The organism is Knoellia sp. B-D-2 (assembly GCF_057714695.1).
Genome location: NZ_CM173189.1, coordinates 2,351,610 through 2,365,856, shown reverse-complemented (window position 1 = coordinate 2,365,856; position 14,247 = coordinate 2,351,610). Strand labels below are relative to the sequence as shown.

The following is a 14,247-nucleotide window of genomic DNA, read 5'->3' as shown; positions in this document are numbered from 1 at the left end:
AGGGCAGTCGGGGGCTCGCTGTCGTAAGTGCGAAAGATGGCCCGCTGGGGCCCCGGAGGGTTCCCTTGGAACCACGAGACGGTCACCGTTGGGCCCCATGCGGTGCCACCCGTCTGACTCGAGGGGTCTCGAATTTCGAGCCATTCTGAGAGTGAGGTCAGGCGGAGCTCGCTCGTTCGTTGAACGGCGTTGGAACGCGGGCTATATCGGGCGGGCAGGAACACCCACCCATGTCTCACCTGGGGGCTGATCCTGCAACAACACCGCACCCATGCCCAGCGTCGCGCCTTCGCCCACCGTGACGCCTTGGCGCACCGAGGAGTTCATGCCGAGATAGGCCGCGGGACCCACGCGCACGCCACCCCCGAGCCGGACTCCGGCTGCCAGGGTGACGAAGTCCTCGACAACGACGTCGTGGGTGAGCGTCACGTGTGGCATCACGACAACGTGAGCTCCGATGGTGATGGGAGCGGTGATGACGACGCCGGCGAGAAGGATTGCGCCAACACCGACGACGGTGCCGGGGGGAACGACTGTCCGTTCGTCGATGAGTGTCGCGTACCGCTCGGCTCCCACACCGTCCCCGCGCAGGCGCTCGACCACTCGTCGGCGCAGTGAACCTTGGCCAACGCACACCAGCAGGGCGTTGGATTCAGCGTCGGTGAGCGCCTCGAACGCCTGCAAGGAATCAGTCGTTCCGAGCACCGTGATGCCCCCTGGCAGAATCTGTCCTGCACGGTGCGGGTCGTCGTCCAGGCACCCCACGACGCCGCGGCGCAGTCGCCTGGCACATTCGGCGACTTCGATGGCAAGACCGCTGGCGCCGACCAGCAGCAAGGGAGCCTGGCTCATGGACTCATCCTCGACCATGGCGTGGGCTCACACGGATCCCACGGCCGTTCATGTGTCACCGATGACAAGCGTGAACGCCCATCAGTACGCACCGCTGCCCCCGACCACGGCGCGTGCAGTCCGGATGAGGATCTGAAGGTCGAGGGTCGTGGACCAGTTGTCGACGTACCAGAGGTCCAGGCGTACGGTCTGCTCCCAGTTCAGGGTCGACCGACCGCTCACCTGCCACAGACCGGTCATCCCCGGACGGACCCGTAGTCGGCGCATGGCGTCCGGCTCGTAGCGGTCGACCTCCGATGCCAGTCCCGGTCGGGGTCCCACGAGCGACATCTCGCCGCGCAGGACGTTGATCAGCTGGGGCAGCTCGTCGAGGGAGAACCGGCGCAGCCATCGGCCGACCCGAGTCACCCTGGGGTCGTCACTGCTCTTGAACAACACCGCGTTGACCTCATGACCGATGTCCGAGAGAGCCGCCAGCCTGGCTTCGGCGTCGACGACCATCGTGCGGAACTTGTAGATGCGGAACTCCTGACCACTCTGGCCAATCCGCTTCTGGTGAAAGAGGATCGGGCCTTTGGAGTCCAGACGGACGGCCAGCGCCACCAGCATGAGGAAGGGAAGGCCGAGGACGGTGAGGATGACGGCCAGGGTCAGGTCCTGCATTCGCTTGACCACGAGACGGGTGCCGGCACGCACCGGGCGCTCGAGGTGAAGGAGGGAGACTCCCGCCTCGGCCCGGATCGAGAGGCGCGGACCGGCAACCTCGAAGATTCCCGGCGAGATGACCAGGTCGACATGACGCTCCTCCAGCTCCCACGCGAGCTCGCGCAGCTCCTTGCCGGTCAGGCCCGGATGTCCGCTCACCGCAACCAGTGCCGCGTCACTGAAGTCCACGGCGAGCGTGACGTCACCCGGCCTTCCGGCGACAGGTACGCCTTCGATGGCGGCGCGGTCCTTGGCTCCGGTGACACACGCTCCAACGAGCTCGAAGGAGTTCGACGGAGACCTCCTCAGCTCGCGGATCAGCTCGCCCGCCGATTTCGCCGTCCCGACGACGATCGTCCGCTGGCGGTACTTCCCGCGGAGCCGCTCCCGGGTGAGCCACGACCGCAGGCCCTTGCGCAGCACCAGTGCCAGGCTGACGAGGAGGGGGACGACCAGGAAGACGTACCCACGCGCCAGCTCCAGCTTGAACGCGTACGACGTGAAACCCGCGCCACCCAGGAGGAGGGCCCCGGCCCACAGCACCACCCGGTACTCCTGGGCGCCCTGGCCGAGGTGGCGACCCTGGTATCCCTGGAGGAGGCGCACGGCCGTCACCCACGTCAGCGGGGTGAGGAGCAGCACCACGGCGATGCCATCCGGGAGTCGGCCGAACCGCAGCACCACTGCTGCTGCACTCGCGATGAGAGCGCACAGCCCGTCGCCGAGGATCAGCCGCAGGCGATAGGCGGCGGGCCACCCGAGCTCGGTCCGCGCCCGTGTCCGAGGAGGAGAGGGTGAGGGTGCGTCCGCCTTCGTCGCACGCATCCAGGTCCTGCTCCGCCGCAGCGCGACGGGCGGCAGGAACAGGCCGACGTCAACGTGTCCGGCCTCACGTGAGCCCTGTCCCTGCACGCCGCACCCACCAAGTTTTCGATTGGTCAGTTCTCGTGGCGGTCCTCCTCACCACACTTGCGACGCTAGGGAGATGGTGATCTGCGGGGTGGCTCAACCATGAAAGATGAGCCAACTCGGTCATGCTTTGCGACACGCATGTGCCAGACGACCCCCCCGGCTCTCACCCGAGGGGGTGAGGACCACACGGCCCATCCTCACGAAGGCGCGTGGTACCTCTGTTGGGCGTCCGTGAGTCCGTGGGCGATGAGCATCTCGACGGCGTCCGCTGCGTCGCCGAGCAGGAACGGAAGCTCCTTCCGCTCGGTCGCGGAGAAGTCCTTGAGGACGAAGTCCGCCGGGTCCTGACGGCCGGGCGGGCGCCCGATGCCGACTCGGACGCGCAGGTAGTCGCGGGTGCCGAGTGACGTCGAGATCGAGCGCAGCCCGTTGTGGCCGCCCTCGCCGCCGCCGAGCTTGAGGCGTACGTCACCCGCCGGGATGTCGAGCTCGTCGTGGACGACGACGAGGCGCTCGGGCTCGATCGAGAAGAACCCCATGAGCGCCTTGACCGGCCCCCCGGACTCGTTCATGAAGCTGCTGGGCACCGCGATGACCGCTGACGGGCCGGGCACGCCACCCGGGCCGGTGCCGATCCTCACCTGCGCCGCGGCCGCGCGGGACTTGTGCGACCGCAGCGGGCTCCGCGTCCTCGTCGCGAGCTCGTCGACGACCATCGCCCCGACGTTGTGGCGGTTGCCGGCATACGTCGGGCCGGGGTTCCCGAGTCCGATGACCAGCCACGTCTCACTCACAACCGACGAGTATGCCGTCCGCCCCCGCCCGCCCCCAAACTCCCGCTTGCGTCTGCGTGGTTGGTCGGAGACTTCACCATCCACGCAGACGCTAGCGTCGGGGGCATGATCAGCGACCTCGTCCTCGGCACCATGTACTTCGGCACCCGTACCGACGAGGAGACCTCGTTCGCGCTGCTCGACCGCTTCGTCGAGGCCGGGGGCGAGATGATCGACACCGCCAACTGCTACGCGTTCTGGAGCAGCGAGTCGGGGGCCGGTGGCCAGAGCGAGGCGACGATCGGCCGGTGGCTCGCCGCCCGCCCGGGCGTGCGCGAGGTGGTGCAGCTCGCGACCAAGGTGGGTGTCGAGCCCGTGGACCCGGCCGACCACGCGGCCGGCGTCGAGGGACTCTCCTGCGAGGTCGTCGCGCGGGAGTGCGACCGCAGCCTGGCCCGTCTCGGTGTCGGCACCATCGACCTCTACTGGGCCCACGGCGAGGACCGGTCCACCGACGTCACCGCGAGCGCCGAGGCCTTCGGCCGGCTCGTCGAGGCGGGCAAGGTGGCCCGGCTCGGCGTCTCCAACCACGCGACGTGGCGGGTCGAGCGCGGGCGGGCGCACGCCCTGGCGCAGGGCCTCGAGCCGTGGACGGCCCTCCAGCTCACGACGAGCTACGTCCGACCGCGTCCCGACGTCACCGTGCCGGGCAAGGACCACCGGTTCGGCTTCGTCAGCGAGGAGACGCTCGACTACGTCACCGAGAACCCGCCGATGGAGCTGTGGGCCTACAGCCCGCTGGTCCAGGGCAGCTACGACCGGGAGGACCGACCGTTCCCGGACGAGTACGACCACCCCGGGACGACGCGACGGCTCGCGGTCCTCGGCGAGGTCGCCGCCGAGCTGGGCGCGACCCGCGGCCAGGTCGTCCTCGCATGGCTGCTGCACGGCACCCCCGCCATCCGGCCGATCGTCGGGGTCAGCTCGGTGGGACAGCTCGACGAGGCGCTCGCCGCCGGCTCGCTGGCGCTGGACGACGCGACGATGACCCGGCTCGACCGTCCCTGCTGAGATCGCGCGGGCCGACCATCGCCCCGACCACCGCGGCCGTCGGGCGCCCACAGACGCCGGCAGGCCCGGTCCGCGTCCGGACCGGGCCTGCTGAGGTGAGGCGTGGAGCGCGGTGGCTCAGGCGTCCTCGGACTTCTCGGTGTCGCCCTCGGCAGCGTCGCCCTCGGCGGACTCGCCCTCGGCTGCCTCGACCTCGGCGTCGGACTCCTCGTGCTCGATGCCGGCCTCGGCCTCGGCCTCGGCGAGCTCGGCCTCGAGGGCCTCCGCGGAGATCTGCTGGGTGACGTTGACGACGAGCATCTCGGCGTCGGTGACGAGCGTGGCGCCCTCGGGCAGCGTGACGGCGCCGGCGAGGATCTGGGTGCCGGCCTGGAGGCCCTCCACCGAGACGGTGATCGACTCGGGGATGTTGGTGGCCTCGGCCTCGACCTGCAGGCTCGAGTTGTCGAGCGTGACGACCGTCTCGGGGGCGGCCTCGCCCTCGAGGTGGACGGAGACGTCGACGGTGACCTTCTCGCCCTTGCGGACGATGACGAGGTCGACGTGCTCGATGACCGGCTTGATCGGGTCGCGCTGGACGTCCTTGGCCAGGGCCATCTGCTCCTTGCCGTCCAGGACGATCGTGAGGAGCGCGTTGGGGTTCTTGAGCGCCATCATGGCGTCGTGGCCCGGAAGCGTGATGTGCACGGGGTCGGCACCGTGGCCGTACATGACGGCGGGGATCTTGTGGTCGCGGCGGATCTTGCGGGCCGCGCCCTTGCCGAACTGGGAGCGGGCCTCGGCCTGCAGCGTGATGGTGTCGTTGGACACGGGAGTCTCCTGGAGATCGGGGCGAATCGGTCAGGTGGACGTCGAGTGGACTCGACGCAGCGGTGGCCTCGACGCGGGACACGGCACGGACAGGCGCGCTGGTCCACGGAGAGCCAGGGGTCCACGACCTGTGACTTCGATGACCACCGCGTCGATCACGGACGTGCGACCGAACATCTCTGGCCGGTGCAGCGTCCCTCGCCGAGGCAACCCCGAAAGTCTAGGCGACTGGGTGGGGGGCAGGCCAATCGGCCTTCGAGGCCTCCTCGTCTGTGTCACCGACCTGCGGGTATGCCGTCCGCCCGCCCTCGTCGTCGCCGTCACCGCCGCCCTCGTGCTCGGGCTGCGGCTCGCCGAGCCGCACGGCGACGACCCCGGCGAGGATGAGGAGCCCGCCGGCGAGCTGGATCCAGCCGGGCAGCTCGTCGAGGAGGACCCAGGCGACGAGGACCGCGAAGAGGACCTCGGACAGGCCGACGAAGCTCGCGACCGTGGCGCCGACGAGGCGCGTGCCCATGACACCGACGGCGTAGGCGAGAGCGGCCGCGACCACGGCGAGCTCGGCGATCGGCACCCACCACGCGGTGGCGAGGCCGGCGATCTGCACGCTGTCGCGCGCGGTGGCGTAGTCGATGAGCCCGGTGGCGCTGGCGGCCACGAGCGCCACTGCACCGACGCCCAGACCGAAACCCGCGAGCGCCAGTGGCGGGAGCGACTCCTCGTGGTCGTGGCTCGACGACACGTAGAACGTCGCGAGGCCGACCGCAGCGAGCAGGCCCCAGACGACACCCGCCCAGGAGATCTGCACGCCCGAGAGGACGTCGAGGACAAGGACCAGCCCGAGCACCGACAGGGCGACACCGGCGAGGGTGAGGCGGGTGGGACGACGTCCGTGACGGGCCCACATCCAGCCGACGACGAGGACGCTGCCGAGGTACTCGAGGAGCAGGGCGACCGCGATGGACAGCGTCTCGACGGCGTTGAAGTAGGCGAACTGGCAGCCCGCGACCGCCACGAGGCCGAAGGCCGCGACGGCCCCGGCGTTGCGCCGCAGCAGGTACCACCGCCCGCGCACGGCCCAGGCCGCGACCGGCACGAGGAGGACGGCGGCGAAGCCCACGCGCCACGTGACGACGCCGGCGGGCGACCAGCCGGCAAGCAGCAGGGCCTTCGCGAACGCGCCCGACGTGCCGAACGACGCCGACGCGAGGACGACGAGGAGGAGTCCGAGCAGCATGCTGCGAGCGGAGCGGTGCGGGGTTCCGGCGTTCACGGACTCACCTCTGTCAGGAGTAAACTATGGTCTTGACCCTTACCTCCGCCACGCTAGACCCGCCCGCTGTCAGGAGTCAAGATGGTTTTTGCCCATGACACGGAGCTCTCGCTCCAGCACGCCGCCGACCTCATCAACACCGAGCCCGGTTTCGGCGACTCCGCCGAGGAGGACCTGCCGACGCTCGAGGCGCTCGTGCGCCACCTCGACCGCTGGGAGTGGAGCGGCGGACGGCCCCGCACCCGCGCCGAGCTCGAGGCGGTGCACGCCCTGCGGCCCCGGCTGCGCGAGCTGTGGAGCCGGGACGTGGAGGGGCTCGTCGAGGGCGTCAACGCGCTGCTCGCCGAGCACCGCGCCCTCCCCCGGGTGGTCCGGCACGACGACCTCGACTGGCACATCCACGCGACTGACGACGACGCCCCCATCGCCACACGGGTGGCGGTCGAGGTGGCGATGGCCGTCACCGACCTCATCCGCGCCGGCGAGACCGAGCGGCTGCGGGTCTGCGCCGCCGACGACTGCGGTGACGTCGTCATCGACCTCACCAAGAACCGGAGCCGGCGCTACTGCGACGGGACGTGCGCCAACAAGGCCCACGTCGCGGCATACCGCCTGCGCCGGCACAGCACCTGACGGCGGGCTGGGACCAGGGTCAGGCGCGGCCGCCGAAGAGGCTCGTCACCGAGCCGTCCTCGAAGACCTCCTTGATGGCCGCGCTGATGAGCGGGGCGATCGACAGCACGGTGAGGCCCTCGAACTCGCTCTCCGGTGCGATGGGAAGCGTGTTGGTGACGATGACCTCGCGGGCGGCGCAGTCGCGCAGCCGCTCGGTGGCCGGCGCCGAGAGGATCGCGTGCGTCGCCGCGATGATGACGTCCTTGGCGCCGTCGGCCCTGAGGGCGTCGGCGGCCTTGGCGATGGTGCCGCCGGTGTCGATCATGTCGTCGACCAGGACGCAGACGCGCCCCTTGACCTCTCCGACGACGCGGTTGGCGACGGCCTGGTTGGGCTGGTTGACGTCGCGCGTCTTGTGGATGAAGGCCAGCGGCACCCCGCCGAGGCGCTTGGACCACTGCTCGGCGACCTTGATGCGGCCGGCGTCGGGCGAGACCACCGCGAGGTCCTCGCGGCCGTACTTGGCCGACACGTAGTCCGACAGCACCGGCTGGGCCATGAGGTGGTCGACCGGACCGTCGAAGAACCCCTGGATCTGGTCGGTGTGCAGGTCGACGGCGATGAGCCGGTCGGCGCCCGCGGTCCTGAACAGGTCAGCCATGAGGCGCGCCGAGATCGGCTCACGACCGCGGTGCTTCTTGTCCTGGCGGGCGTAGCCGTAGAACGGCATGACGACGGTGATCCGCTTGGCGCTGGCCCGCTTGAGCGCGTCGATCATGATGAGGTGCTCCATGATCGCCTCGTTGAGCGGCGCGCTGTGGCTCTGGATGACGAACGCGTCGGAGCCGCGCACGGACTCCTCGTAGCGGACGTAGATCTCACCGTTGGCGAAGTTGTAGGCGCTCGTCGGGACGAGCTCGGTGCCGATGAGCGCGGCGATCTCCTGCGCCAGCCCCGGGTGGGAGCGGCCCGAGAACATCATCAGCTGCTTCTTGGGCTTCTTGCGGATGTTGGCCGACTTGGGGCGGTCTTCCTTCGTCATGCTCGGGCCTCTCCTTCTCGAGACCCAGTCGCCGGTTCCGCGCTTTCTCCCGTGTGCCGGGTGCCCGCCTCCGCGGCCGCCGCGGCGGCCGCTGCGGTAGGGGTGCCGGCGCGGGCCCGGGCGACCCAGCCGTCGACGTTGCGCTGGCGCCCGCGGGCGACCGCGATCTGGCCGGGCTCCACGTCACCGGTGAGGGCGCTGCCGGCCGCGACGTAGGCGCCGTCGGCGACGTCGACCGGGGCGACGAGGACCGTGTCGCTGCCGACGAACGAGTGCTTGCCGATCGTCGTGTGGTGCTTGGCGACGCCGTCGTAGTTGGCGAAGATCGTGCCGGCGCCGATGTTGGCGCCCTCGCCGATGGTCGCGTCGCCGCAGTAGGTGAGGTGCGGGACCTTGGCGCCGTCACCGATCGTCGCGTTCTTGGTCTCGACGAAGCCGCCGATCTTGCCCTGCGCGCCGAGGACGGTGCCGGGGCGGAGGTAGGAGAACGGGCCGACGCTCGCGCGCGGGCCGATCCTCGCGAGGTGGGCCTCGGTGCGCTTGACCTCCGCGCCCTCGCCCACCTCGGTGTCGGTGAGCGTCGTGTCGGGTCCGATGCGGGCGTTCGCGCCGATGGACGTCGCTCCGAGGAGCTGGGTGCCGGGCAGGATGACCGTGTCGCGGCCGATGGAGACGTCGCTGTCGATCCACGTCGTCGCCGGGTCGACGATGGTCACGCCCTCGCGCATCCAGCGCTCGTTGCTGCGCCGGTTGAGCTCGCGTCCGAGGGTGGCGAGCTGGACCCGGTCGTTGACGCCCTCGGTCTGCCACAGGTCGTCGATGACGTGGGCGCTGACCCTCTTGCCGGCGTCGCGGGCGATGCCGAGGACGTCGGTGAGGTACTTCTCGCCCTGGGCGTTGTCGGTGCCGACCTCGGCGAGCGCGGAGCGCAGGACGGCCACGTCGAAGGCGTAGATCCCGGAGTTGATCTCGGTGATCGCGCGCTGGTCCTCCGTGGCGTCCTTCTGCTCGACGATGCCGGCGACGCCGCCGTCGGCGTCCCGCACGATGCGGCCGTAGCCGTGCGGGTCGTCGAGGTGCGCGGTGACGACGGTCGCGGCGCTGCCGGATTCATCGTGACGGGCGACGAGGTCGACGAGGGTCTCGCCGGTGAGCAGGGGCACGTCGCCGTAGGTGACGAGGACCGTGCCGGTGAGCCCGTCCGGGAGCACCTCGAGCGCGCACTCGGTGGCGCGGCCGGTGCCCTTGACGTCGTCCTGGTCGGCGATGGTCGCGGTGGCGTCGACCTCACCGATGTGGCCGGCGACGAGGTCACGCTCGTGCCGGACGACGACGGCGAGGTGCTGGGGGTTCGTCGCGCGGGCCGCGACGATGGCGTGCCCGACGAGACTGCGACCCCCGATCCGGTGCAGCACCTTGGGGGTGGCTGACTTCATCCGGGTCCCCTCGCCTGCGGCGAGGATGATGACGGCGGCGGGCCGAGCAGTGGTCACGAGGTGGGCTCCCGAAGATCGCGGCGACGTACCGCGCCACTGTACCGACGAGTCGGCGGTATGCCGTCCTCGCCCGTTCCCGCGCACCCCTCACGGGTGTCGGCACTCGGTGCCATCGTGGGGCGATGGCGACGATCTACTACACCGGATGCACCCTGGACGGCTTCATCGCGACGCCGGAGCACTCCCTCGACTGGCTCATGTCCCGCGACATCGACGGCGACGGCCCCATGGGCTACGACACCTTCGCCCCCCGGATCGGCGCGTGCGCCATGGGCGCGTCGACGTGGCAGTGGCTGCTCGACCACGACCCCGAGAACTGGTCCCCGAAGCCGACGTGGGTCTTCACCCACCGCGACTTCCCGGCGTCCGAACAGGTGCGGTTCACCAGGGCCGACGTCGTGCAGGTCCACGCGCAGATGGTCGAGACCGCCGGCGACAAGGACGTCTGGCTCATCGGCGGTGGCGACCTCGTCGGCCAATTCCACGACGCCGGGCTGCTCGACGAGGTGTGGGTCCAGTACGCGCCGGTGACGATCGGGGCAGGAGCGCCGGTGCTGCCCCGCCACGTGGAGCTGAGGCTCGAGGAGGTGGCCCGCAACCGCGACTTCATGTGCGGCCGCTACTCGGTCGTGCGCTGACCGGTTCGCCTGGCCGCCCGGCCGCCCGGTCGCCCCTCCGTCAGTCGAGCTCGGTCACGGTGCGCTCGCCCGGGACACCGCCGATCTCGATCCTCGTGTTCGAGACGTTGTTGCTGGAGTTCGACTCCTTGAGGCGGTTGCGGAAGTTCGTCGTCACCCGCACCGAGTAGGTCCCGTTGGGCAGGCCGGTGAGGTCGAAGGCCTGACCCGGAAGACCCTGGTAGTACGTGTCGCCCCACCCGGCCGGCAGGACCTGTCGGATCCAGAGCGCGGACTGGCCGCTGCATGCGGACCAGAGCCGGTCGGTGTCGACGCGCTGCTCGGCGCCCGGCAGCGTGAGGTCGATCGGGTCGGTGGGGGCCAGGCAGAAGGCCTGCTTCCCACTGCGGGTGATCGAGCCGTTCGCGGCCACGAGGTCGTACTGGGCGATGTCCTCGAAGTGCCAGTGCAAGTGACCCTCCCGGGGGTCCCACTCGAACTCACCGGCCGGGAACGACCGGGTCGGGACACCGTTGCGGTACTCCCACTGGGTCGCCGCCATCGTGCTCTCGTCGACGCGGTAGCCCTCGACGACCAGCGGCCCGGAGCCGAGGTTGGCGATGTTGGCACCGAACGACAGCTGGTCCCTGCCCTCCTCGTCGGTCCCCGCGTACATGTCGAAGGCCGGCAGCGCGACCATGTCGGGCAGGCCGTTCCCCTTGCGGCTCTTGTCGGCCACCGCCTGGTTGCCGCGCTCGGGGGTGCCCCGCGCCGTCGCGATCCGCAGCGCCGCCGACGAGTCGAGGGTCGCGGTGCGTGCCGCCCGGGCGTTGACGTCCGCGGCCGCGGCCCGGACCACCGGGTCGAGCGTGGCCGGTCCGTGTCCGGAGCCGTGGGACGCCTGCGGTGTCTGTGGGGCCGGGGTCGAGTGCGCGGCGTGGGCTTCCCCGGCGACGCGGGCGGCCGCACTCGCGTCGGCGACGGGGGGCTCCTCCCCCGGGCTCGGGCAGTACTCGGGGTCGTACGGGCACGGCACCGTCGCGACCGTCATGGTGAGGGACGCGACGGCCTGCTTCGCCGGGATCGCGAACTGGCGGACGTACGTCGGCGCGATCCGCAGGGTGAGCGAGTAGTCACCGTCGGCGCCCTCGAAGTTGCTGAGCAGCTCGTTCCCGACCCCCGCCGCCCACCCCTTGTCGAGACCGTAGACGAGGTGCCTGGTGAGCCCGGTGCCGCAGTTGTTCGCCATGACAGGCTCCGCCGGGCCGGTCGCGTCGAGCCTCGCCTGCGACGACATGCCCCAGTCACCGCCCGGGCAGAATCCGAGCTGCTGGCGGGAGAGGACCTGTCCGGACGCGTCCTTCACCTCGAGGTCGAGGAAGTCGGGCAGCCCGACCGACATCGGCCCTCGCGACGGCGTCTGGATCTTGCGGTCGCGGGTGATCTTCCCGCGCTCGTCACGGCGGACGAGCCAGAGGTCCGCTGTGCCGTCCGCCGCCGGCAGCGCCTCGATCTGCAGGGCGGCCTTCGTCACCCCGACGTAGGTGCCCAGCTCGGCGAAGATGTAGGGGTCGCCCTCCATCCGCTCGACCTGGAGGTGGGGAGTGGCGACGCGCAGCCCCAGCTGGGGGTCGCCGGGGGCTGCCATCGCGCTCCACCCCTGCGCGACTCCCACGGCCGACAGTGCCAGCACCCCTGCGCCAGCAACGATCCGACGGTTGACCTTCATGCCCAGACCCTCCCCATCGAGGTGACGCACCGTGAGCACGGTGCCTGCGACAGAGGTCGGCGGGGCCGGTGGACCGGACCCGCCTCGGATGCCGCTGGGGAACAGCGAACCATGCAGGGCACCCCGTCCGCAGGGACACGCCACAAAAGCCACCCGCGCCGGTTCGTCGTCGTCGGCGACGCCACCGCACGGGTGGAGCCGCTCCCCGGGTAGGAGTCGAACCTACGTCGCTAGTCCTGATTCAAAGTCAGGCGGGCCCTGCCGGCAGACCAACCGGGGAACGATGCGCGAGGCGAGCCCACGGCATACGACGCCCAAGGGTAGTTGACCTGCGCGGAGGTGACGGCGACCGCCCGACCGGGCGCAGGGCACAATGGTGCGAGTGAGTCGAGACGAGGCAGGGGCCAAGGCGCGCACTCCGCGGGGGCGGATGACCGGGGCGCAGCGACGTGAGCAGCTCATCGGCATCGGGCGCAAGCTCTTCGCGAACCGCGGCTACGAGGCGACGACCGTCGAGGAGATCGCCAGTGCGGCCGGGGTGTCCAAGCCGGTGGTGTACGAGCACTTCGGTGGCAAGGAGGGCCTGTACGCCGTCGTCGTCGACCGCGAGATCCAGTCCCTCCTCGGGGCGATCGCCGGCGCGCTGACCTCGGAGGGCGGGTCGCGTGCGCTGCTCGAGCGGGCGGCCATGGCGCTGCTCGACTACATCGAGACCTCCACCGACGGCTTCCGCATCCTCGTGCGCGACTCGCCGCCCGGGCAGCAGACCGGCAACTTCGCCTCGCTCATCTCCGACGTCGCCTCACAGGTCGAGCACCTGCTCGCGGCCCAGTTCACCTCGCGCGACCTCGACCCGAAGCAGGCGCCGATGTACGCGCAGATGCTCGTCGGCATGGTCGCGCTGACCGGCCAGTGGTGGCTGGAGAACCCCAGGGCGAAGAAGCGCGACGTCGCCGCCGGGCTCGTCAACCTCGCCTGGAACGGCCTCACCGGCCTCGAGGCGAAACCCCAGATCACCCACGACTGACCCCCTCCTCCCGACTTCTTGCGCATTCCGCCCCGGCGGAATCAAGGAAGTCACGCAACACCGTTGGCGATGTTCGCAGACAGTAGTTCGTTGAGCATCTCGGCTGGGGTTTTGAAGGCGTGGCGTTTGCGGGGTCTGGAGTTCAGTTCGGCGGCGATGTTGTCGAGCATCCCGGGCCCGTAGAAGCTGAGGTCGCTACCTTTGGGCAGGTACTGGCGCAGCAGCCCGTTGGTGTTCTCGTTCGTGCCGCGCTGCCAGGGCGAGTGGGGGTCACAGAAGTAGATCTCCAGACCGGTGGCTTCGGCGATCTGGGCGTGACGTGCCATCTCGCTGCCCTGGTCCCAGGTCAGCGACCGTCTGAGCTGTTCAGGCAGCGTCAGCATCTTGGCCACCAGCGCGTCCTGCACGGCCAGGGCGCCGTGGTTGTCGGGCAGGTGCAGCAGCATCGTGAAGCCGGTGGTGCGCTCCACCAACGTGCCGACCGCGGACGCCGAGGCGGTGGAGCCGAGGATGAGGTCGCCTTCCCAGTGTCCGGGCACCGCGCGGTCCTCGACCTCGGGCGGGCGCGAGCTGATCATCACCATGTCCGGGATCCGCGCGCGGCGCTCACCCTCGCGGCGGCGTGGTCGGCGCATCGACCGGCCGGTGCGCAAGCACGCGGTCAGCTCCCGCTTGAGACCACCACGGGCCTGGATGTACAGCGACTGGTAGATCGTCTCGTGCGACACCCGCATCTCCGGTTCGTCGGGGAAGTCGACCTTCAGTCTTCCAGCGACCTGTTCCGGGCTTTCGTGCCGCTCCAGCCTGGCCTGGACCTCCCCACGCAGCCGGAGATTGGTGGCCAGCTTCGCCGCGCGAGGAGCCGTGCGGCCACGATCGACTGCGGCTTGGGCCACCGAGGGACGGTAGCCGCGCCTGGTCGCGCCCCGAGCCAGCTCGCGGCTGATGCTGCCCGGATCACGCCCCAGCCGGCGGGCGATCTCCCGTACCCCGCGGTCGGCATGGACCAACGCCGCGATCTCCTCCCGCTCCGAGAACGACAGGTACCGGCCAACCGGGGCGGCAACAGACGTGGGTTTCACCCCGCCAGCCTCCCGGAAGATGCGACTGGCCCACCTGTACGACAGCCCCGTCAACCCGCCCGCATCCTCCACGCTCAACCCGTCCCGGATCCCAGCCCAAAACCGGCGATCCAGCTCCCGCGGCGCCCTCGGCCGACCCCTCATGACAAACAACTCCTCGTGATCGAGGTGTTGCGTGACTCCCTTGAACCCGCCCCCCAGCGACGCGACATATTGCGCATTCCGGCCGTACCAACGGCACTG

At 70.4% G+C, this 14,247-nt stretch carries 13 protein-coding genes and 1 tRNA gene; 4 read left to right on the top strand and 10 right to left on the bottom strand.

Going from position 1 to position 14,247, the window contains the following annotated elements:
- Positions 1 to 201: 201 nt before the first annotated feature.
- The 3 genes from AC3EU2_RS11290 to pth form a co-directional block, all read right to left on the bottom strand.
- Positions 202 to 852, bottom strand: a complete 651-nt coding sequence (locus AC3EU2_RS11290) for a NeuD/PglB/VioB family sugar acetyltransferase (RefSeq protein WP_488176392.1) — start codon at positions 850 to 852, stop codon at positions 202 to 204.
- A gap of 81 nt (positions 853 to 933) precedes the next feature.
- Positions 934 to 2,382: a sugar transferase gene (locus AC3EU2_RS11285; RefSeq protein WP_488176391.1), complete on the bottom strand. Its 1,449-nt coding sequence runs from the start codon at positions 2,380 to 2,382 to the stop codon at positions 934 to 936.
- Positions 2,383 to 2,666: 284 nt separating this feature from the next.
- Positions 2,667 to 3,263 carry an aminoacyl-tRNA hydrolase gene (gene pth / locus AC3EU2_RS11280; protein WP_488176390.1) on the bottom strand — a complete coding sequence of 199 codons (597 nt, stop codon included), beginning with the start codon at positions 3,261 to 3,263 and terminating at the stop codon, positions 2,667 to 2,669.
- Positions 3,264 to 3,368: 105 nt separating this feature from the next.
- On the opposite strand from pth, the gene AC3EU2_RS11275 reads away from it, so the two are divergent.
- Positions 3,369 to 4,313 carry an aldo/keto reductase gene (locus AC3EU2_RS11275; RefSeq protein ID WP_488176389.1) on the top strand — a complete coding sequence of 315 codons (945 nt, stop codon included), beginning with the start codon at positions 3,369 to 3,371 and terminating at the stop codon, positions 4,311 to 4,313.
- A 117-nt stretch (positions 4,314 to 4,430) separates the two neighbouring features.
- Here the strand turns inward: AC3EU2_RS11275 and AC3EU2_RS11270 are convergent, their stop codons facing one another.
- Positions 4,431 to 5,123 (bottom strand): 50S ribosomal protein L25/general stress protein Ctc, encoded by a 693-nt coding sequence (locus AC3EU2_RS11270; protein ID WP_488176388.1) that lies wholly within the window; start codon positions 5,121 to 5,123, stop codon positions 4,431 to 4,433.
- Between the two features lie 220 nt (positions 5,124 to 5,343).
- On the bottom strand, positions 5,344 to 6,396 hold the full coding sequence (locus AC3EU2_RS11265; RefSeq protein ID WP_488176387.1) for a DMT family transporter: 1,053 nt from the start codon (positions 6,394 to 6,396) through the stop codon (positions 5,344 to 5,346).
- Positions 6,397 to 6,477: 81 nt separating this feature from the next.
- Between AC3EU2_RS11265 and AC3EU2_RS11260 the strand changes: the two genes are divergently transcribed.
- Positions 6,478 to 7,029, top strand: coding sequence for a CGNR zinc finger domain-containing protein (locus tag AC3EU2_RS11260; RefSeq protein WP_488176386.1), 552 nt, complete (start codon positions 6,478 to 6,480; stop codon positions 7,027 to 7,029).
- Between the two features lie 19 nt (positions 7,030 to 7,048).
- Here AC3EU2_RS11260 and AC3EU2_RS11255 read toward each other — a convergent pair whose 3' ends face one another.
- Entirely contained in the window at positions 7,049 to 8,053 is a 1,005-nt protein-coding gene (locus AC3EU2_RS11255) for a ribose-phosphate diphosphokinase (protein WP_488176385.1), read from the bottom strand.
- Positions 8,050 to 9,546, bottom strand: a complete 1,497-nt coding sequence (gene glmU / locus AC3EU2_RS11250) for a bifunctional UDP-N-acetylglucosamine diphosphorylase/glucosamine-1-phosphate N-acetyltransferase GlmU (protein WP_488176384.1) — start codon at positions 9,544 to 9,546, stop codon at positions 8,050 to 8,052. The genes AC3EU2_RS11255 and glmU overlap by 4 nt, the downstream gene beginning before the upstream one ends.
- A 125-nt stretch (positions 9,547 to 9,671) precedes the next feature.
- Here glmU and AC3EU2_RS11245 point away from each other — a divergent pair, with 125 nt between their 5' ends.
- Complete coding sequence (locus tag AC3EU2_RS11245) at positions 9,672 to 10,187, top strand: dihydrofolate reductase family protein (protein ID WP_488176383.1); 516 nt, start codon at positions 9,672 to 9,674, stop codon at positions 10,185 to 10,187.
- 40 nt (positions 10,188 to 10,227) lie between these two features.
- Here AC3EU2_RS11245 and AC3EU2_RS11240 read toward each other — a convergent pair whose 3' ends face one another.
- Complete coding sequence (locus AC3EU2_RS11240; protein WP_488176382.1) at positions 10,228 to 11,895, bottom strand: lysyl oxidase family protein; 1,668 nt, start codon at positions 11,893 to 11,895, stop codon at positions 10,228 to 10,230.
- A 201-nt stretch (positions 11,896 to 12,096) separates the two neighbouring features.
- A tRNA-Gln gene (locus AC3EU2_RS11235) sits at positions 12,097 to 12,175 on the bottom strand.
- Positions 12,176 to 12,325: 150 nt separating this feature from the next.
- Here AC3EU2_RS11235 and AC3EU2_RS11230 point away from each other — a divergent pair.
- Entirely contained in the window at positions 12,326 to 12,922 is a 597-nt protein-coding gene (locus AC3EU2_RS11230) for a TetR/AcrR family transcriptional regulator (RefSeq protein WP_488179478.1), read from the top strand.
- A gap of 50 nt (positions 12,923 to 12,972) precedes the next feature.
- On the opposite strand, the gene AC3EU2_RS11225 is transcribed toward AC3EU2_RS11230, so the two are convergent.
- The gene (locus AC3EU2_RS11225; protein ID WP_488176163.1) at positions 12,973 to 14,148 is read right to left on the bottom strand and encodes an IS30 family transposase; all 1,176 of its coding nucleotides are present in this window, start codon (positions 14,146 to 14,148) and stop codon (positions 12,973 to 12,975) included.
- Positions 14,149 to 14,247: the final 99 nt, after the last annotated feature.